The 19,285-nt window shown below is 34.9% G+C and carries 18 protein-coding genes; 11 read left to right on the forward strand and 7 right to left on the reverse strand.

The window, feature by feature from the left end:
- Positions 1 to 71: 71 nt before the first annotated feature.
- From rlmN to dnaG, 3 genes are all read left to right on the forward strand, one after another.
- Positions 72 to 1,112: a dual-specificity RNA methyltransferase RlmN gene (gene rlmN / locus NWE55_RS08365; protein WP_155091534.1), complete on the forward strand. Its 1,041-nt coding sequence runs from the start codon at positions 72 to 74 to the stop codon at positions 1,110 to 1,112.
- A gap of 142 nt (positions 1,113 to 1,254) precedes the next feature.
- A complete protein-coding gene (locus tag NWE55_RS08370; RefSeq protein WP_258204696.1) occupies positions 1,255 to 2,235 on the forward strand; it encodes a polyprenyl synthetase family protein in 981 nt (326 codons plus the stop codon).
- A 96-nt stretch (positions 2,236 to 2,331) separates the two neighbouring features.
- Positions 2,332 to 4,323 (forward strand): DNA primase, encoded by a 1,992-nt coding sequence (gene dnaG / locus NWE55_RS08375; RefSeq protein ID WP_155091533.1) that lies wholly within the window; start codon positions 2,332 to 2,334, stop codon positions 4,321 to 4,323.
- A gap of 30 nt (positions 4,324 to 4,353) precedes the next feature.
- Here the strand turns inward: dnaG and NWE55_RS08380 are convergent, their stop codons facing one another.
- A complete protein-coding gene (locus NWE55_RS08380; protein ID WP_258204697.1) occupies positions 4,354 to 4,824 on the reverse strand; it encodes a hypothetical protein in 471 nt (156 codons plus the stop codon).
- Between the two features lie 73 nt (positions 4,825 to 4,897).
- Positions 4,898 to 5,701 (reverse strand): NAD(+) synthase, encoded by an 804-nt coding sequence (gene nadE / locus NWE55_RS08385; protein ID WP_258204698.1) that lies wholly within the window; start codon positions 5,699 to 5,701, stop codon positions 4,898 to 4,900.
- Positions 5,702 to 5,770: 69 nt separating this feature from the next.
- On the opposite strand from nadE, the gene gldB reads away from it, so the two are divergent.
- Positions 5,771 to 6,757, forward strand: coding sequence for a gliding motility lipoprotein GldB (gldB, locus tag NWE55_RS08390; protein WP_258204699.1), 987 nt, complete (start codon positions 5,771 to 5,773; stop codon positions 6,755 to 6,757).
- Positions 6,757 to 7,095 (forward strand): gliding motility protein GldC, encoded by a 339-nt coding sequence (gldC, locus tag NWE55_RS08395; RefSeq protein WP_155091529.1) that lies wholly within the window; start codon positions 6,757 to 6,759, stop codon positions 7,093 to 7,095. The genes gldB and gldC overlap by 1 nt, the downstream gene beginning before the upstream one ends.
- A 53-nt stretch (positions 7,096 to 7,148) precedes the next feature.
- On the opposite strand, the gene NWE55_RS08400 is transcribed toward gldC, so the two are convergent.
- From NWE55_RS08400 to NWE55_RS08415, 4 genes are all read right to left on the reverse strand, one after another.
- Positions 7,149 to 8,138, reverse strand: a complete 990-nt coding sequence (locus tag NWE55_RS08400) for a LuxE/PaaK family acyltransferase (protein WP_444850887.1) — start codon at positions 8,136 to 8,138, stop codon at positions 7,149 to 7,151.
- Positions 8,139 to 8,212: 74 nt separating this feature from the next.
- Positions 8,213 to 8,563: a T9SS type A sorting domain-containing protein gene (locus tag NWE55_RS08405; RefSeq protein WP_166520744.1), complete on the reverse strand. Its 351-nt coding sequence runs from the start codon at positions 8,561 to 8,563 to the stop codon at positions 8,213 to 8,215.
- A 107-nt stretch (positions 8,564 to 8,670) separates the two neighbouring features.
- Positions 8,671 to 9,843, reverse strand: a complete 1,173-nt coding sequence (locus tag NWE55_RS08410; protein WP_258204701.1) for a beta-helix domain-containing protein — start codon at positions 9,841 to 9,843, stop codon at positions 8,671 to 8,673.
- Positions 9,844 to 10,157: 314 nt separating this feature from the next.
- A complete protein-coding gene (locus NWE55_RS08415; RefSeq protein ID WP_258204702.1) occupies positions 10,158 to 12,902 on the reverse strand; it encodes a TonB-dependent receptor in 2,745 nt (914 codons plus the stop codon).
- Positions 12,903 to 13,082: 180 nt separating this feature from the next.
- Between NWE55_RS08415 and NWE55_RS08420 the strand changes: the two genes are divergently transcribed.
- From NWE55_RS08420 to NWE55_RS08445, 6 genes are all read left to right on the forward strand, one after another.
- Entirely contained in the window at positions 13,083 to 13,778 is a 696-nt protein-coding gene (locus NWE55_RS08420; protein ID WP_155092701.1) for a response regulator transcription factor, read from the forward strand.
- 22 nt (positions 13,779 to 13,800) lie between these two features.
- Positions 13,801 to 14,877 (forward strand): sensor histidine kinase, encoded by a 1,077-nt coding sequence (locus NWE55_RS08425; RefSeq protein WP_258204703.1) that lies wholly within the window; start codon positions 13,801 to 13,803, stop codon positions 14,875 to 14,877.
- Positions 14,878 to 14,958: 81 nt separating this feature from the next.
- Entirely contained in the window at positions 14,959 to 15,630 is a 672-nt protein-coding gene (gene trmB, locus NWE55_RS08430) for a tRNA (guanosine(46)-N7)-methyltransferase TrmB (protein WP_160339746.1), read from the forward strand.
- Between the two features lies 1 nt (position 15,631).
- Positions 15,632 to 16,261 carry a LysE family translocator gene (locus NWE55_RS08435; protein WP_155092676.1) on the forward strand — a complete coding sequence of 210 codons (630 nt, stop codon included), beginning with the start codon at positions 15,632 to 15,634 and terminating at the stop codon, positions 16,259 to 16,261.
- 2 nt (positions 16,262 to 16,263) lie between these two features.
- Positions 16,264 to 16,596, forward strand: coding sequence for an MGMT family protein (locus NWE55_RS08440; protein WP_155092677.1), 333 nt, complete (start codon positions 16,264 to 16,266; stop codon positions 16,594 to 16,596).
- Positions 16,597 to 17,494: 898 nt separating this feature from the next.
- Positions 17,495 to 17,857 carry a hypothetical protein gene (locus NWE55_RS08445; protein WP_258204704.1) on the forward strand — a complete coding sequence of 121 codons (363 nt, stop codon included), beginning with the start codon at positions 17,495 to 17,497 and terminating at the stop codon, positions 17,855 to 17,857.
- 94 nt (positions 17,858 to 17,951) lie between these two features.
- Here NWE55_RS08445 and NWE55_RS08450 read toward each other — a convergent pair whose 3' ends face one another.
- Positions 17,952 to 19,277 (reverse strand): sensor histidine kinase, encoded by a 1,326-nt coding sequence (locus tag NWE55_RS08450; RefSeq protein WP_258204705.1) that lies wholly within the window; start codon positions 19,275 to 19,277, stop codon positions 17,952 to 17,954.
- Positions 19,278 to 19,285 lie beyond the last annotated feature (8 nt).

Genomic DNA, 19,285 nt, shown 5'->3' on the forward strand with positions numbered 1-19,285 from the left:
CCTAAATACTTTATTGTTATAATTTTATTACAGTATTTGGCAGTCGGATAATTTGAGATTAACTTTGCGTCATGCAAATAGACAAAAAAGACATCAGAAGTTTATCTAAGGAACAATTAAGGGATTTCTTTGTTTCTCAGGGAGATAAGGCATTTAGAGGAAACCAAGTGTACGAGTGGTTGTGGAGTAAGGGAGCTCATAGCTTTGAGGATATGAGTAACTTATCATTGGCTACCCGTGAAATGTTGGATGCTAACTTCGTCATTAACCACATCAAAGTTGATAGTATGCAGGTAAGTACTGATGGTACGATCAAGAATGGTGTGCAGTTACACGATGGTCTTATTGTGGAGTCTGTTTTGATCCCAACAGAAACGCGCACGACTGCTTGTGTTTCTTCTCAGGTAGGTTGTAGTTTAGATTGTGAGTTCTGCGCTACGGCACGCCTTAAGCGTATGCGTAACTTGAATCCAGATGAGATTTATGATCAAGTATTAACCATAGACCAACAAAGTAGACAAAATCACGGACATCCGTTGTCTAATATTGTGTTTATGGGAATGGGAGAGCCGTTAATGAATTATAATAACGTACAGAAAGCTATTGAGAAGATTACTTCCGAAGAAGGATTAGGGATGTCTCCTAAGCGTATCACTGTGTCTACTTCTGGTTTGCCTAAGATGATTAAGAAATTGGCGGATGATGGAGTGAAGTTTAAGTTGGCTGTTTCACTACACTCAGCTATTGAAGAAACGCGTAATCGAATCATGCCATTTACAAAGAACTTTCCACTGACTGATTTGAGAGAAGCACTTCAGTATTGGTATAGCAAGACGAAGAGTCGAGTGACTTATGAGTACGTGATATGGAAAGATATAAACGATGATAAAGCATCTATTGATGCTTTAGTTAGGTTCTGCAAGTATGTACCGTGTAAGGTGAATTTGATTGAATACAACCCTATCGACGATGGAGAGTTTCAACAAGCTTCAGAACAGGCAACGAATGCGTATATCCGAGCATTAGAAGCAAATGATATAACTGTTGTCGTTAGACGCAGTCGCGGTAAAGATATCGATGCTGCTTGTGGGCAGTTGGCTAATAAATCTTAATTGCCTGCAGCTTATGCAAGCTAATTTAAAAACAGTAATTGAAAATAATATTATAAAAACTCTTTTTGTTTCATTTGTAGCAAAAAGAGTTTTTTTTTTGGAAACGGTTTACCAACAAAAAAGTCGTATTTTTGATTTCGTTATGAACATAGTACAGCAAATACAGAGTCCGATTAAAACTGAAATGGAGCTTTTTGAGAAAAAGTTTCACAAGTCAATGACTACTAAGGTCGCATTGTTGAATCGAATCACTTATTATATTGTAAATCGCAAAGGGAAACAAATGAGACCCATGTTTGTTTTCTTAGTGGCAAAGATGGTCGGTGAAGGCGAAGTCAATGAGCGTACTTATAGAGGAGCTTCTGTCATAGAACTTATCCACACGGCTACTTTGGTTCACGACGATGTGGTCGATGATAGTAATAAACGTAGAGGGTTCTTTTCCCTTAATGCGCTTTGGAAGAATAAAATTGCTGTATTAGTTGGAGATTATTTATTAGCCAAAGGATTACTTCTTTCCATTGACAATGGAGATTTTGACTTATTGCGTATTATATCCGTGGCAGTTCGTGAGATGAGTGAAGGAGAGTTGTTACAGATAGAGAAAGCCCGTCGATTGGATATTACGGAAGAAATTTACTATGAGATTATCCGTCAGAAAACTGCGACTTTAATTGCAGCATGTTGTGGGTTGGGTGCTGCTTCAGTACAACCTGACAATGCAGAATTAGTAGAGAAGATGCGCAAGTTCGGCGAAGTGATCGGAATGGCTTTCCAAATAAAAGATGACTTATTTGATTATACCGATGGTCCTATCGGTAAACCAACAGGTATTGATATTAAAGAGAAGAAAATGACTCTACCTCTTATCTATGCCTTAAATACTTCTGACGCAAAAGAGCGTAAGTGGCTTATCAATTCTGTCAAAAATCACAACGAAGATAAAAGACGTGTGAAAGAGGTAATCGCCTTTGTTAAAGAAAAAGGAGGCCTTGAGTATGCTACTACTAAAATGATAGCGTATCAGCAAGAAGCACTTCAAATTTTGAATCAGTTTCCAGAATCCCCTTACAAAGATTCATTGGTTACAATGGTGAATTATGTTATTGAGAGAAAGAAATAGTTATATAAACTGACAAGATATATAAAGAAGTCGCTTGATATTACCTTAAGCGACTTCTTTTTTTATCTTTGCAAGTATCAAGAAGTAAAGTAAAATATGATTTCCAAAAGTACCATAGATGCCGTTTTTGACGCCGCTCGAGTAGAGGAGGTGATAGGGGATTTTGTACATTTAAAAAAGGCGGGAAGTAATTATAAAGGATTAAGTCCTTTTGTGAATGAGAAAACGCCCTCTTTCATGGTTTCTCCGGTAAAGCAAATATGGAAGGACTTTAGTTCAGGAAAAGGTGGAAATGCAATTAGTTTCATTATGGAACACGAGCACTTTACCTATCCAGAAGCTATTCGCTATTTGGCTAAGAAGTATGGCATTGAAATAGAGGAGACTGAACAAAGTCAAGAAGAAAAAGAAATGCTGAACGAGAAAGAAAGTATGTTCGTCGTGTCTGAGTATGCTAAGAAATACTTTCAAGAGGTACTGTTTAATTCCGAGGAGGGAAAAGCGATTGGATTATCATATTTCAAGGAGAGAGGTTTTACAGAGGATACGATTCGAGAGTTCGGATTAGGTTATTCTCCTGATAAATGGGAAGCGTTTACTTCTGATGCACTTGGTAAAGGGTACTCATTGGAATACCTCGAGAAAACTGGATTGACAATAGTCAAAGAAGATCGTAAGTTTGATCGATTTAAAGGGCGTGTCATGTTTCCTATTATGAGTATGTCTGGTCGAGTATTGGGATTTGGTGGCCGTATTTTGACGAATGATAAGAAGGCTGCTAAGTATTTGAATTCTCCAGAGAGTGATATCTACCATAAGAGTAAAATATTGTACGGTATATCACATGCTAAACAAGAGATTGCCAAGAAGGATAATTGTTATTTGGTAGAAGGTTATACAGATGTTATCCAAATGTATCAATCGGGTATTAAGAACGTTGTGGCTTCTTCAGGGACTGCATTGACGCCAGACCAAATTCGTTTGGTAAATCGCTTGACGAAGAATATCACTATGCTATATGATGGTGATGCTGCCGGTATTCGCGCTTCGTTTAGAGGAGTAGATCTAATTTTAGAGGCAGGAATGAATGTTCGGGTTTGTCCTTTGCCTGATGGAGAAGATCCGGATAGTTTTGCTCGTAAACATTCGCTGGAGCAATTGGAGAAGTACTTTGAGGAGAATGCAACGGACTTTATTCGCTATAAGGCGAATATGCTTATGGACGAGGCTAAACACGACCCTATTAAAAAAGCTGATCTGATACGCGATATGGTCATGAGTATTTCTAAAATACCAGATCAGATACAAAGAGAAGTATATGTGCAGGAGTGTGCGCGTATTATGGATATATCGGAGGATGTTATCTTTAATTCACTTGCTCAACAAGGTAGAAAGGAGCTTCAAGAGGCAAATAAAAAATATAATGAGGAACGCAAGAAACTTGAGGTTGTTCACAGCAAGAGCGAACAACGCAACCGACCTGAGGACGATCCTTTGTATATTCTTGAACGCAAGATTATAGAGATCTTATTGTTGTATGGCAATGTAAAGGAAGTGTTTACGGAACTTGTTTATGAAACCAATGAGGAGAATGACATTGTTGTTAATGAACACAAAGTTGAACAAAAGGTCTATGAAAGAGTATTTTTAAGTTTACAGGAGGATGAAGTACACTTGACTAATTCTCTTTTTCAAAAGATTTACTCGAACTTAATTGCGTATTACAATCACAATGAGTGGAGTTTAGAAAACTATTTAAAGCAATTAGATACGGAGCTTTCAAATGAGGTTACAAGTATCATTATGGATGATGAGAAATGGACGTTACACAATTGGGAGTCACAGAATATCTTCGTTAAACAGAAAACACAGGGTATTGCACAGTATGTTTCAGAAACCATTCTTACCTTGCGTATGTACTTAGTTAATAATCTTGTTGAGAAGTACAAACAGAAATTACCTGCAGAAACGAATGTGAAACGTTCAAATGAAATGCTCACTGTAATTATGGATTATACAAGCTTGATTAATTTGTTCTCTAAACGCTTAGGACAAGTCACATCAAGGTTTAAAAATATAGAGGGATAATTAACAAAAGATAGCCTTTGCTATCTTTTGTTAATTAAAGATTTCAATGTCAGTAGTGACTTGTGTATTTGTGTTGTAAAGTTTACGGACTATTGCATGATATGTTATATAGCCATTGTATTGTCCATTACTAAGGTTTAATTTCATTCGAAGGTAGTTGTCATTTCTATTATTGCAACTTTCTTTAAATATAGAATTAAAGTTGATTACACTGCGAAACCCATTAACATAAACTTGACCTATAATCAAATCTTCATTTCTCCAATCAATTTGACCTCTGTAATATTCTGCTCCTCTAACTCTGTCTTGAAATTCATGTTCAGATCTGATTACTGTAAAAGAATCTCCTTGTAAGCCAATCACTTGGAGATTACTTGTAGGTGATGGTCTTTGTTCATTTAGTTTATAGGTCTCGTAGTAATCATTGCCACAATAGTCATCATCTGTACTACACGATATTAAACCAAACATTACTATTAATAAATAAAATACTTTTTTCATAGTTTTAATTTTTATTCAAAAGTAGCTAATATTTTAAATAGTATGTATGGTAAGAATGAGTTATTTTAACAGTTTACTTTAAACTGGTAGGAATAATACATATAGGTATAGGGTTTATCTTGTGTTGATTGATTCGATTTAATCTGCTGTAGATTTCAAAGACTTCTTTCTCTCTTCCTGTGAAGTCATCTGTCTTAGCTCCTTGTTCGTGAGCAAGCATTGCTATCTCTAATTCGTCGTATGACGCTCCTAATTGATCTTCATCAGATCGATCATCGCCAAATAAACCGTCAGTAGGTTTTGCAATGATAATATTACTTGGTATTTGAAGATATTCACCTATTTGTCTAACTTCTGATTTCATTAAGTCAGCAATTGGACTTAGGTCAACCCCGCCATCACCGTACTTTGTGAAAAAGCCTACACCAAAGTCTTCGACTTTATTTCCAGTTCCCGCAACTAATGATCTGTTTATTCCCGCAAAATAATAAAGGGTAGTCATTCTAATTCTGGCTCTTGTATTGGCCAGTGTTAAGTTAAGTAAATATTCGCTTTGGCTACTTGGTACCGCTTTAATTAGAGATTCAAATGTATCTGTAAGATCAGCTTCTACTGATTGTACATTATTGAACTTGGCTTTTAAGAATGAGATGTGCTCTTTTGCTCTTGTTACTTGTGAAACCTCTTGATGTATAGGCATCTCTACACATAATAGGGGTAAGCCTGTCATCGCGCAAAGTGTTGAGGTTACGGCAGAGTCTATTCCTCCCGATATACCGATTACATAGCCATTAACTTTAGCTTGAGTTGCATACTCTTTTAGCCACATAACAATGTGGTTAGTTACAGCTTCCACTTGAAAGTTTTTATTCTTCATAGTATCCAATTTTTTAGTGCAGTCTCAGCTATCTTTTTATCTTTGTTTGAATAAAAATCACGATGAGCTATGACATTTTTCAAATTTAGTAAATTATCAGCTGTTCTTTTCTGTAGTCTTTTCCTTTTTTTAGTGAGTTGCAGTGATGAGAACAGTAAATTAGATCAAGAAGTTGCTAAGATTCCAATGAATATTGAAGTATATCGCTTTGATGAGATTTTTTACAAAGCATCTATGGAAGAGGTTCCCGCTGTAAAGGAACAGTTTCCGTATCTATTTCCTCATGAGGTTTCTGAGCAATATTGGTTGAATAAGAAAAAGGATACTTTGTTTGCAGAATTAAATCAGGAGGTTGAGAAGAAGTTTAAAGATTTGGGAAGTATTCCACAGGAAATTGAGGCTTTCTCAAAGCGTGCCAAGTATTATTTTCCAGCTGAAAGCGATAAAAAGAAATTTATTACTGTTGTGAGTGAGGTAGATATTACGTTGAAAGCTGTTTATGCAGATACACTTGTCTTTGTCTCACTTGACACATATTTAGGAGAGGATCACAAGTTTTATCAAGGTTTTGCGCAGTATTTGCGACCAGAGTTTAATCTGAATCGAATGCTACCTGATCTGGCAGAGAATTTTATTATTCAGAAAATGGAGCAACCTACTGACCGTCGTTTTATTGGTAATTTAATTCATCATGGCAAGATTTTGTATGGTAAGGAGGTATTATTGCCAAAGGTCAGTAAAGAAGATATTATAGGGTACTCTGCAGATCAACTACGCTGGGTAGAATTAAATGAGGGAGAAGTTTGGCGTTATTTTATGGATGAACAGTTGCTTTATAGCACAGATCTTAAATTGAATAAACGTTTTATCGACACAGCTCCATTCTCTAAGTTTTATTTAGAAATAGACAATGAGGCTCCTGGAAGAATTGGTACCTGGATAGGTTGGCAAATTGTGCGTTCGTATATGAAAAATAATAATGTAACTTTGCAGGAGCTTTTAGCAAAAAGTACTGACGAAATTTTTCAACAATCAAAATACAAACCTAAGAAGTAATGAGTAAGAAACACGTTTCTGATATTAATATTAGAGTAGAATTAGACGACAATAGAGTTCCGGAGAAAATATTGTGGAATGCTAAAGATGGAGGTGTTGAAGCCGCTGCTGCCAAAGCAATGTTATTGTCTATTTGGGATCACAAGGCTCAAGAGACATTGCGTATCGATTTATGGACGAAGGATATGCCAGTAGATGAGATGAAAAAGTTCTTTCATCAAACGCTTGTTGCGATGGCTGATACTTTTGAACGTGCTACACAAGACGAGAAAATGTCTGCAACAATGAGAGATTTCTGCGAGTATTTTGCAGAGAAAATGGAATTGTTAGAAAAATAAAAATAGAGGCGTTTATGCCTCTATTTTGTTATGTATCTTAATCAGTTTAACTCTTAGACTACCATTAAATTACAACCTCTGATATCAGAGTTGTCAAATCTACCTAATATTTCAAAAGTACCGTCTGTATATTTCTTTCCCAAGTCTTGCGTTGCGATAAACGAACAAGAGTTTATATTAGCTAAATCAATGACATTAACCCCTCCGGTTTTCCCGTTCTCTACATAGCTTAAGGCATCTTCAGGATCCCTTGTTAAGATATCCATCCATGGAGGACATTGAAAAATGCCGTCTCCTAAGGAATACCCTTGAGATAATAGCTCAGTCATCCCATATTCAGAGTGTATTTTATTTACGCCAAAACCTTTGCACAATAGAGCGTGAAGTTCTTCCCTTATCATCTCTTTGCGTTTTCCTTTCATACCTCCTGTTTCCATAATGATGGTATTGTTTAATTGAAAAGACTGCAATTCAATCAAATCCAACAAAGCATAAGTTACTCCTATCAACAAGATATTTTTGCCTTCTTTATCTAAAGTCGTTAGTGTATCTGCTAATTCTTTATAGTTGTGTAAATAGAACCCACTTTCAGGGTGAATAGAGGACTTAATGAAATCGTCTGCCATATAGATTAAAGAAGAACCTTCTCTTTCTAAATATGACGGTAAAAGGGCTAAAACTACGTAATCTTCAATGTTTCCATAGAAGTACGAGAAAGCCTGTCTAAAACTATCTTCGTAAAAAGCTAAATCAGTGACATGATGTTTACTTGTCACCATACCAGTTGTACCGCTACTTGTAAAGGTTGTTTGTATCGGAGATGTAGAGCTTAAGACATCTTTAGATTTAAAGAATTCGATTGGTAAAAATGGAATATCAATTACAGTCTTGACCTCTTGAGGCGTTCTCTGAAGTAAATCGCAAAATTGCTTATATACAGGATTGTTTTCATATTGAAAGCGATATACTTTCATGGTTACTTTATGAAAGTCTTTCTTCGTCTGTATTTGTATAATATCTTCTGGTCTAAACACGAGTGTCAAATTTTGTACAAAAATACAAATAAAAAAAGCATCAATATATATTGATGCTTTTTTACGTATATTAATTATATTATTTACTTCACTATAATCTTACGAGTGGCTGTTGAGTTTTCCTCTGTTATTTTCATGATGTAAATACCAGCATTTACACTGTAAGGTAAAACAAGTTCTTTAGAGTTTAATGTAACTTGAAACATCTTCTTTCCAACTACATTATACAATTCAACTTCTTTTTGTGCGTTTTTAGAAGATTCTATAAATATTTTACTGTTGTTTACAACAGGATTAGGGTATATAGAAAGTCCTTCAATACTCTGTGTAGAATATCTTGCTTCATTTGGTTGGATTCTATCCTGAGCGAAAGCTGTACCTCCAGCTATCAAACCAAAGAATGTTAAAAGAGTATAAAAGTATTTTTTAGCCATATACGTAAATATTTGGTATAAATGTAGTTAATAAAAATCAAATATAAAAGAAAAAAGTCCTGCTTTTTTTATAGCAGAACTTTTTATAACACATTTTATTCACTTAATTAGTTTAGACCTACAGTCCAACCTTTTGTCCACTCTGGAGCTTTATCCTTGTTTCCTGCTCCATCGTTATCTTTCTCAACAATTGCTTTACTTACATCAACAGCTTCTTTACCACTATTAGCTCCTTTGAATTTCTCTGTGATATTCTTTCCGAATTGAATTCCATTGATTTTTAAAGAACCATCGTTTACATTTTTGATTGTTTGATCATGTTGAATATCTACTCCAACAGCCCAGAAATCAGCAAAAACATTTGATAAGTTTCCTTTTGTACCTTCACGTAGTTTTAATGCTTGAGCTTCTGACCCTTCTAATGAACCAAGTAAAGTGATGTTCTTGATTGTAGGGTTTGAATAAGGTGCTGCTGCGTTATCCTTACTGCTGTTGTCAGCTTCAATACCTCTATTTCCTTCAGCTCTTTTTGAGTACCAGAATTCGTTATTTTGTCCAGACCAACCTTGCGTCCAGTCAAATTGATCATCTTCGTTATTTGTTGAAACTAAGTATTTAGCACTTACTGTACCACCAAACCATTCGAATCCGTCATCTGAACCTTCGTGAGCTTGTACATATTCTATTACTGTTCCCGAACCAACTCCAAATAATGAAAGTCCGTTAAATTCTTTTTCTGATGAGAAGTTAGCTCCTGCGTACTCAATTCTTAGATATTTGATAGATCCTGAGTTGTCATCTGCTTTAGTTCCTCCATATGTCAAATCTGCTACTTCTGACTGTGCAGTTTCGCTTCCTCCATTGATTGGTGCTTTTCCACAAATCACTAATCCTCCCCATGAACCTCTTTCTATTTTTGAAGAAGTCATTACTACTGGATTTGTGCTTGTTCCTTTTACATCAATTTGTCCACCTTGTCCGATTGCAATATAAGAAGCTGTTCCTCCTGTACCGATGATTTTTGCTCCTTCTTCGATCACAAGTTTTCCACCATCTTGTACTTCAAGTTTTGATGTTAATGTATATTCATTATTTTTTTCAAGAGTGCGAGTTTCTCCTTTTTTCACTAACCCTGAAATTTCTTTTCCTTCTCCATTTCCGTTACCGTTTCCATTCCCATTTCCGTTATCACTGTTGTTGCTATTATCATCTGATGAACAACTTGCTATAGCTACTGATAGAGCTAAAATTGATAAACCGTTTCTAAATAATTTTTTCATAATTTAATTGTGTTACTTATTTTGTTATACAAATATTGAAAACAATTTTTATTTGCAGGTTAAGTGATTGTAAACTAATCATTAACAAAGCGTTAAGTAATGAATGTAAAATCAAAGAATATTGTTTGTTTTGACTTAACATACCCCTTTAGGTAGGTCTTTTGTTAAGGCTTTGTAAACATTTTTGTTTATCGTTGAAGTCAATGTAATATGTTTTGTAGCTTTTTTGTATTTGAGAACGTATTCCAACAAAAAAAAGTGGATTACATTGAGAGATGTAATCCACTTTTCGAATAATTAATTTAGAGTTTAGTTTAGAATGTGTATTTCAAACCAAGACTTAAATTAGAACCTAACTTATATGATTGTACTGTTACATCTTGTGTTTTGTTTTCCTGTTTTCTTTCGATTGAAGGATTAAGTAAGTTCTTAGCGTTTAAAGTAATTCCAAAATTTTCATTGAAGTTAAATTTGAAAGCAAAGTCTAACATATTAAATGCTTTATCTACTAAGTTTCCACTTTGTTCTGTTCCCAGCGCATAGATCTTATCCGAGAAGTAAGCGTAAGATAGAGTAGCGATTAAGCTTTTTTCTTTCCACTCTTTGATATAAGATAAATCTGCGTTTAACAATAGATCTGAAGCTCCTGTAAAAGATGAGTTTTCTTCTGTGAAGCTTGTCGAAAGTGGGTTTTCATCTGCCACTTTTTTATTGTCTAGTTCTTGGTAAGTCTTCATCCAAGACGCATTAAGACCTCCAGTAATTTTGTTTGTTTCAGCATCGTCAAATGAGATTAAGTTTTTTCTAACTTCAACTTCTAACCCCACTGCATATCCATAGTCACCTGTGTTGACATAAGAAATGTCATTAGATGCAGAAGCTATAGTAACCTCGTTAATTGGATTTTGGATGTATTTTCCAAAAACTGTTGCTGAGTAAACTTCATCATTTGTTGGAAACATTTCCCATTTCAAATCTAAGTTGTAGTCATCAGAAGCGTAAACGAATGGGTTACCCGTTTTCGTTTCTGTAATATCTTCATATAAGAATAGAGCTCTTTCTTTAAATTGTGGTAAAGTATATGTCTTTGAAGCTGCTAATCTCAAGTTTTGAATATCTGTTAGCTCATATTTTAAAGATAAGCTTGGTAAGAAAGCATTTTTAGTCAACTCGTTTTCACTACCAACATTGTCTAATTGCGTTTGCCATTTTACATTCTGAGTGATTGTTTCAAATCTCGCTCCAACAACCCCAGATAAACGATCACTCAATTGATATTCAACATTGATGAAACCTGAATGTATATCAAGATCTCCTGTATAAGTTTGTGGTTTTAATGCATCTTTTGTTTCAGCTCCACCTCTAAACGTATACGTTCTAAAGTACCCTTTTTCAAAATTATCTTGGTTAAAGAAACTGTCTAATGCTAATGGGTTAATGTTTTTGTTATGTGCATTTACGATTTGGAAGTTAAATTGTGTTGCTTCGAAATCTCTCTTTTTATTGCGGAAGTTATATCCCACAGTTACTTTTCCTTTGTAAAGGTTCTCACTGTTTTTTGCAAAACTGTAATCTAAAGCTACGTTAGCTGCAAATTCATTCTCTGTTAGATCTTCAAAATAACGGTGATTGTCTGATCTCGAGTTTGTAGAGAAGGCATATGAATCACTTCCATTATTGTTTAGCGTGTATTGTTGTCTATCTGGGGTTTGAGCAGAAACGCTGTTGAATGCTGTTCCCCATCTAAACTTAAGTTGCTCATTGATTTCGTGATCACCCAAAAGTTGATTGACAAATAAGCGATCTTGTCTATAGGTACCTCTTGATATTAGTGTTTCAGCTCCTAATTCTTCTGAAGTAGTATCTCTTATATACCCGTTATATTGCTCGTTTTTCTCTTTTGAGTCATTGATAAATAAGAAGTTGTATTTAATATTGTGCTTTGGGTTGATACTGTAATCAGCATTAAACATTGCTGTTGTATTTGTACTGTACTCATAAACTTTTCTGTTCAATTTTTTAGTGTAATTATCTTGTGCTTGAACTGAGCCAGAAAGACCTTCATGGAATCCAAAATTATTTCCAAAAGAAACAGTTGCAAATAAATCCAATGAAGATTCTTCACCAAAGAAAAATGATTTACCACCATTGACGTTTATGCTTGTTCCTATCGGAACTCTCTTTTCGGATTGAGTTGAATTATTGAAAGAGAAAGAACTCAAAGGGTTGTTTGGAATCTTGGTATTTGAAAAACCAAATGAGTTTCTATCAGCGATAGAATAAAATGTACTTTCTCCTATGGCGTTTGTATTGACATTCGACCCGATACCTATTTCGAGAAAATCATTTCCGTGGTGTTTTTTTGATATGATGTCGATATTTGCACCTGCAACATCTCCATATTGTTTTACGCTATAAGCCTTGTCTATTGATATGTACTCAACAATATCAGTTGAGAAAATATTTAAGTCAATATTCTTTTTCTCTGGATCGTTTGACGCCAAAGGCAGTCCGTTTAACGATGTACTATTATATCGGTCTCCAAGTCCTCTTACGAAGATTGTACCTGACCCCTCTTGTTTAGATATTCCTGTTGTTTTTGTTACAGCAGTTGCAACATCACTTACTCCTTTTCTCGATAATTCTTGAGATCCGATGTGTTGTTTGATTTCTGCTGCTTTTTGTTGGTCAAGTAATAGAGCTGATTCCCTACTTTTTGAGCGTGTAGCTTCTACGACTACTCCTTCAAGTTGGATGCTTTCCTCCTCTAAACTCATGTTTACTTTAAGGGGTTTGTCTTCAATAACTTGAATGGTCTTTTCCGCAGTTTTATACCCTAAGTATTGGTATACAAGTGTGTAATTTCCTGGTTTTAAATTGAATTCGTACTTTCCGTTAATATCAGTATTTGTACCGATTGTTTGGTCTTTAATACTAACTGTTGCAAAAGCAAGTGGTTCTTGAGTTGTTTGGTGACTCACTACACCATTTACTTTGACTGATTGTGCTTGGACAGCACAGGTAGTTGCAACTAATGCAACCAGATTTAATAATTTCATAAAAATTCAGTTGTGTTTTGACGCAAATAACTTAACTGAATGTGAAGTGAGTGTTAAGGCAACATTATCAAATCGTTATGTCATTGTTATTAAATGGTTAAGTTATTAAAAAATCGTAAACTAAATTTTTTGTATTTTAGAATATTCTATCTTTGAGCCCTATAAACACACAACATTATGATGAAAAACGAGGATATTACTATTTTAATCGCAGATGACGAGTTCCAAAATATTGAACCCTTAGTTTACAATTTGAAAAAGGAGGGTTTCAACTTAGTTACTGCCTTGAATGGTGTAGAAGCTGTAGCAAAAGCAAAGCAATATCGACCTGATTTAATTATTCTTGATGTCATGATGCCTGAGATGGATGGGATTATGGCATGTCAAGAGATACGCACTTTGGAGGGCTTTGAGGAAACAGTAATTGTCTTCTTAACAGCACGTGAGGAGGATTTCTCTCAAATAGCTGGATTTGCTGCAGGTGCAGATGACTATTTAACTAAACCTATTCGTCAGAAGGTTATTGTTAGTAAAATACAATCTTTGTTAAGACGAGTGAAAATCGATGAGATTATCGATGAGAATGTCGTTAAGATTGGCTATTTCCTTGTGAACAAGAATACGTACAAGGCTTATTATAAAGGGGAGGAGTTAGTCCTTCCAAGAAAAGAGTTTGAACTACTTTTTTTACTATCATCTAAACCCGGTTATGTATTTACACGTGAGGAAATACTGGAGTCTATATGGGGTATGGATGTGATTGTGGGTGGGCGTACTATTGATGTACACATTCGAAAATTGCGTGAGAAATTAGGTGAAGACTACTTTAAAACTATTAAAGGAGTGGGATATAAGTTTGAAAATGTAGAATATTAATATTTTTAAACATAGCGTATTAATGTCTGTAAAGTTCAAGAAGACTTATAAATTTGCTCTGAAGGCATCACTGTATATCATGTTGTATGGTTTTGTTTTAGTCATGCCTTTAGTTATTTATTTTACAATTGTTTCATGGTGGCTGTATATCATCCACAGTATCCTGGTTTTCTTTATCTCTTTCTTTATTATTCAGTACAGAGTTGAGCACTTTATCTATCGCAGAGTGAAAAAAATCTACGACAATGTGTCTTTATTAGAGCATACTGAATTGCGATCTAAAGCTGTCACTACTGATATGCAAACGCTAACTGAGGAAATAGAGAAGTTTGCTACAAACAAGAAGATTGAGATCGAATCTCTTCAAGTGAGAGAAGAGTATCGCCGTGATTATTTAGGAAATATCTCTCACGAATTGAAAACTCCTTTATATACTATCCAAAGTTATTTAGAAACGCTTCAAGATGGCGCTATAGACGATCTTGATATCCGCGATCAATACCTCGAGCGCGCGATGCAAGGAGTGGATCGTCTAACCTTTATCATAAAGGATTTAGATATGATATCTAAATTAGAAACAGGTGCTTTGCATTTAGAAGTTGGTGTATTTGACATTGTAGCTTGTATCCAAGAAGTGTTTTATTTTCTTGAGTACAAGGCAAAACAGCGACATATCACTTTAATGTTTGATATGAGTTACGATATGCCAATCTATGTGAAGGGCGATCGCGATCGCATTAGTCAGGTATTGACTAATTTGGTGAGTAACTCAATTAAATACGGAAAAGACAAGGGAACTACTGAAGTGAGTATTGAAGATTTAGTTCAAAATAAAATGATTATTCGCGTAACTGATAATGGTGAAGGCATCAAGAAGGAGCACATACCAAGGCTTTTTGAGCGTTTCTATCGAATAGATAAAACGGGATCAAGGCAAGTAGGGGGCTCTGGATTGGGCTTGTCTATTGTCAAGCATATCGTAGAAGCACACGAAGAGCATATCTATGTCGAAAGCAGTTATGGATATGGATCGGAGTTTTCATTTACTTTAGAAAAGGCTCCTTTAGACGCTTATGCAGATCCTTTAGTGACAGATTAGTTTGATCAAAATAGCATAGAATGTTTTTCTTTAAGTTTAAATAATTATTTTTGCTCAAAATTTTTCTAAATAAAATAAATAGTGGGAAGTAAAAATAAGTTAAAGCGATTTAGAGAGAACGAAACATTTGGTAACGTTTTCCAGCCTACAAGGGAAGATATGATTGAAAATTTGCCACAAAAAGGCAAATGGGCAAAAGAAGTATTTCAAAATGACAATCCGATTGTTTTGGAATTAGGATGTGGAAAGGGTGAATATACAGTTGAGTTAGCTAAGCGTTTCCCTGAGAAAAACTTCATTGGCATTGACATTAAAGGAGCTCGATTTTGGCGTGGAGCAAAGACTGCTGTAGAGTCTGGAATGACTAATGTTGCATTCTTACGCACGCAAATAGAGTTGATTGAATATGCTTTCGCACAAGGAGAAGTTAGTGAAATTTGGATTACTTTCCCTGATCCACAGATAAAATATAAACGCACTAAACACCGTCTTACCAACTCTGAGTTTCTGAAGAGATATAAGAATATCCTTACAGCGGATGGTATTATGAATCTTAAGACGGATAGCGAGTTTATGCATGGGTATACTTTAGGACTTCTTCACGGAGAAGGTCATGAGGTATTGTATGCAAATCACCATATTTATAAAAATGAAGGTGCTCCAGCAGTGGTTACTGAAATTCAAACATTTTACGAGTCACAATATTTAGAGGAAAATAAACCTATTACTTACATTCAATTTAGAATAAAATAGAATGGAAGTAGAAGGAATAATATTACTATTATATGGTTTTATGGCAGCAGTCCTTGGAGTTTCACTCCCAGGACTGTTGAACATGACTGCTGTAAAGATTTCGCAGGAATATGGGTACAACGATGCCTTTAAATATATCTGCGGGGCTTTGAGCGTAATATTTATTCAGACTTTTATCGCTATATTTTTCTCTCGATTGATTGAATCGAGTCCTGCTATTACGGAAGCTTTACACGAGATTGGACTGGCAATTTTTTCAGTATTGACGATCTACTTTTTTTTCTTTGCTAAGCGCAAAGAAAAAAGAAAACACCAAGGAGACATTCCCAAAAGACAAACTCCGTTTCTACAGGGAATCCTGTTGGCCTCTATCAATGTTTTTTCTATTCCTTTCTATGTCTTTTTGAGTATAACATTAGCCACGTACGATTACCATATCTTTGATCAAATCTACACTATACTATTTTCGTTAGGAGTAGTGATGGGATCGGCTTTGATGTTTTATATGTATATCTACTTCTTTAAGAAGATTACCAGGGAAGATGCTTTTATCCTAAAGAACATCAATTACATTATAGGTAGTATTACTGCGATTATTAGTTTAATTACGGTTTATAAGTTATTGCGTTAAAGATGAAGGAACAGAATTTTTTTGAACGCGTCTATGCCGTAGTTAGGCAAATACCTCATGGTAGAGTAACTACATATGGTGCTATCGCCAGGGCTATCGGTGCAGCTCGATCTGCACGTATGGTTGGTTATGCGATGAATGCCTCGCATGATGACGATACAGTTCCTGCTCATCGCGTAGTTAATCGCAATGGACTACTTACAGGCAAATTTCACTTCGATGGAACGAATCTAATGCAACAGTTATTGGAGAGTGAAGGAGTGGAAGTTGTTGATAATAAAGTAGTCAATTTTAAAGAACTCCTTTGGGAACCTACCGTGTACGAAGGAGAATAAATAGTTTTAAAAATTCCCCTTTTTCTACAGAGGCATATTACTCTCTTGTTGTTTAGATGCCAATAGCTCATATTTTGTATTAGTTTGTTTACATCAAATTTTGAAAGTAAAATGATTGCTATTTTTTGTAAGTCTATTAGGATTCTTCTTTTACTATTCATTCGATTTAAGCCTTCGGATTATCGCTTCTGCATATTTATTGGCAACTTACCTATCGCTTTGTAGCGACATACAAAGACATTGCTTGGGGTTTTCTTGCACCTTTCTTCGACAAAAGGGCCCTCTAGGCAAGTAAACCCCTAGAAAAGTGCAAGAAAACCCCAAGGAAGTGCAAGCCAACCCCTCTTATAAAGTATGCTAATCTGCTTTTTAAAATTCATCAACCTCCTCATTGATTTTGGTAATTTCGTCATTAGATAAGATAGAATTAACTTTAGTTGGTGCTTAAATATCTGTATCTTAAAGTCTTCATATTGATCGTGTTTTTTCTTTTCTATTATCGAGTTCAAGGTTTTTTATATTTTTTCACTTCTTTAAGCTGTAGAACTCTTGTTTAGTAATACTATTGAGATTGTAATACTTTAAGTTCTTGATTATTAAAAGTATATGCCTTTTAGTGTTTTAATAGGTTAGAAATTATATCGGTCTTGAAGATAGCTTGGGGTGTTGTTGAATAGATTAAAGAAACTAAAGATATTGAGGATGAGTTATTGCATTTTAATGTGTAATTTTAGAAGTCAAAAATAGTTATGAAAAGCTTTTTATTTTAGTGTTATCTTTTTTTACGGTGGTTACTACTTGTTAATCAAGTTGTTATATGTGTTCCTCCTATATTAAGAAAGACCTTTTCGGGTCTTGGGAATTTGTGTATTCGAAGGTATATGATATAGATGGGAATATGGTAAGTGAAGTGGGAGATGAAAGCCCTAATCACTGTAAGTTATTGGTTATAACTTTTGGTGAAGAAAGCATAGAGTATTTTAAGTATAATGGTATAGACAAAGAAGGAAAGTGCATAGTATTGATCAAAAAAGTAAAGTACGATTTGAGAGATAACTGTATTTATACACTTGACGGTGAAGGGGATTTAGTTTTGGGAGATATGGTGGTAATTAAAGAATTATCTGCGGATACGCTTTCTTTTTATAGAAGGTTAGCGAATCCAGTTGTCAATAATGGAATAGTGCTTCAAGGCGTAGAGTTGCAGTTGAAAAAGGTGAAATTGACAAATGTAGAATATGAGATAAAGCATGGTCTGTAAGCCCACGCTGTCAATCTTAGTAGATTATAATATATCTGTATATGATGCGGTAGGCACAGCTTCTTAGTGTCTAATTTCTAATTCTTTAATTAATTTAATACAGTGGGAAGTTAAGACTGAAGACCGTTCTTTCTTCTCGTCTGTGGTACGTTAGGTACCCATTGTGCATCTCTACAATATTCTTAGAGAGCGGTAGTCCAATACCTGCACCTTCTTCGCGAGTGGTGTAAAAAGGTATAAATATTTTGTGTTGAATTTCCTCGGCAATCCCACTACCTGAATCTGTAAAGTCGATGTAGATACGATTATTCTTTTCGTATAGATCTACCGTTATTTGCTTGGTAGGTTGCTTGAGTACAGCGTAAATTGCGTTGGTTAACAAGTTGATAAATACTTGTTCTATCTGTTGTTTATCTACGTTTAATAGGACATTGTCAGCCAGGTTTACTTTTACAGAAATACCGCTTTTTTTAAACAGTGGTTGCAAAGTTTCGATACTATTATTTAATAGAGATTTTAGATTTGTAATCTGTTTTTTTGGACTTGGCAACATAGTCAATCTCCTGTAATTATCAATAAAGTGCTTTAAGTGGTCTGTTCTATTGACAATCGTTTGTATACTAATTTTGATATCTTCTAAGTCTTCCGAGGTAAGTTCTGTATTATCGTTTAAGATTTGTTGTGTATTATGTGCAAGCGAGTGAATAGGAGTTAGTGAATTCATGATTTCATGAGAAATAATTTTCATTAAGTTTTCCCAGGTATCCTTTTCTTTTTTGTCTAAAACATTTTGTATCGAGTCTAATAGGACAATAAAGTATTCTTGGTCATGACTTACTGTTTTTGAAGTTTGTAGCATGAACGTCTGTTTATTTTCATTCTCTATTTGGAGGTCAATAGACCCTTTCGATTCTTTGAACCCAAGTTGGGTAATATGATTGGTCAATGAAGGTAGTAATCGGTTGAGATTGTACCATGTCTTTACTTTTGGGATGTCAAATAGTTCAGAGAAATAATTGTTGACAAGGAAAAGCTCCCACGTATCTACCTTTCTTTCAAAGATGATAATTCCTGTTTCTAAGCTGTTTAATATGTTGAGGTAAACGAGTTCTTTAACCTCATTTTTCATTTGGTCATTTTGCAATTTGTGATAGAGCTTTTGCAGATTGTCAAAAGTGTCGTTTTTTTGAGGTTTTGAAGTCTTTAAGCTATAGTCTTCATAGAGCATAGCAAGGACGACCCTGTCTATGGTATTGTAGTACTTTTTCTGAAAGTAGTAAAACTCAACAAATAGCATGATAATTACGAAGCTAATCAACACAAGGGAGTAGTTAAGTTTCTGTTCAAAGACAACTACTGCTAAAAGCCCGAGTAACAATATAGTGAAAATGCGTAAAAATGCTTTGATGTGGAATGACATAGCTAAAG

The organism is Myroides albus (genome assembly GCF_024722315.1).
GTDB classification, from domain to species: domain Bacteria; phylum Bacteroidota; class Bacteroidia; order Flavobacteriales; family Flavobacteriaceae; genus Flavobacterium; species Flavobacterium album_A.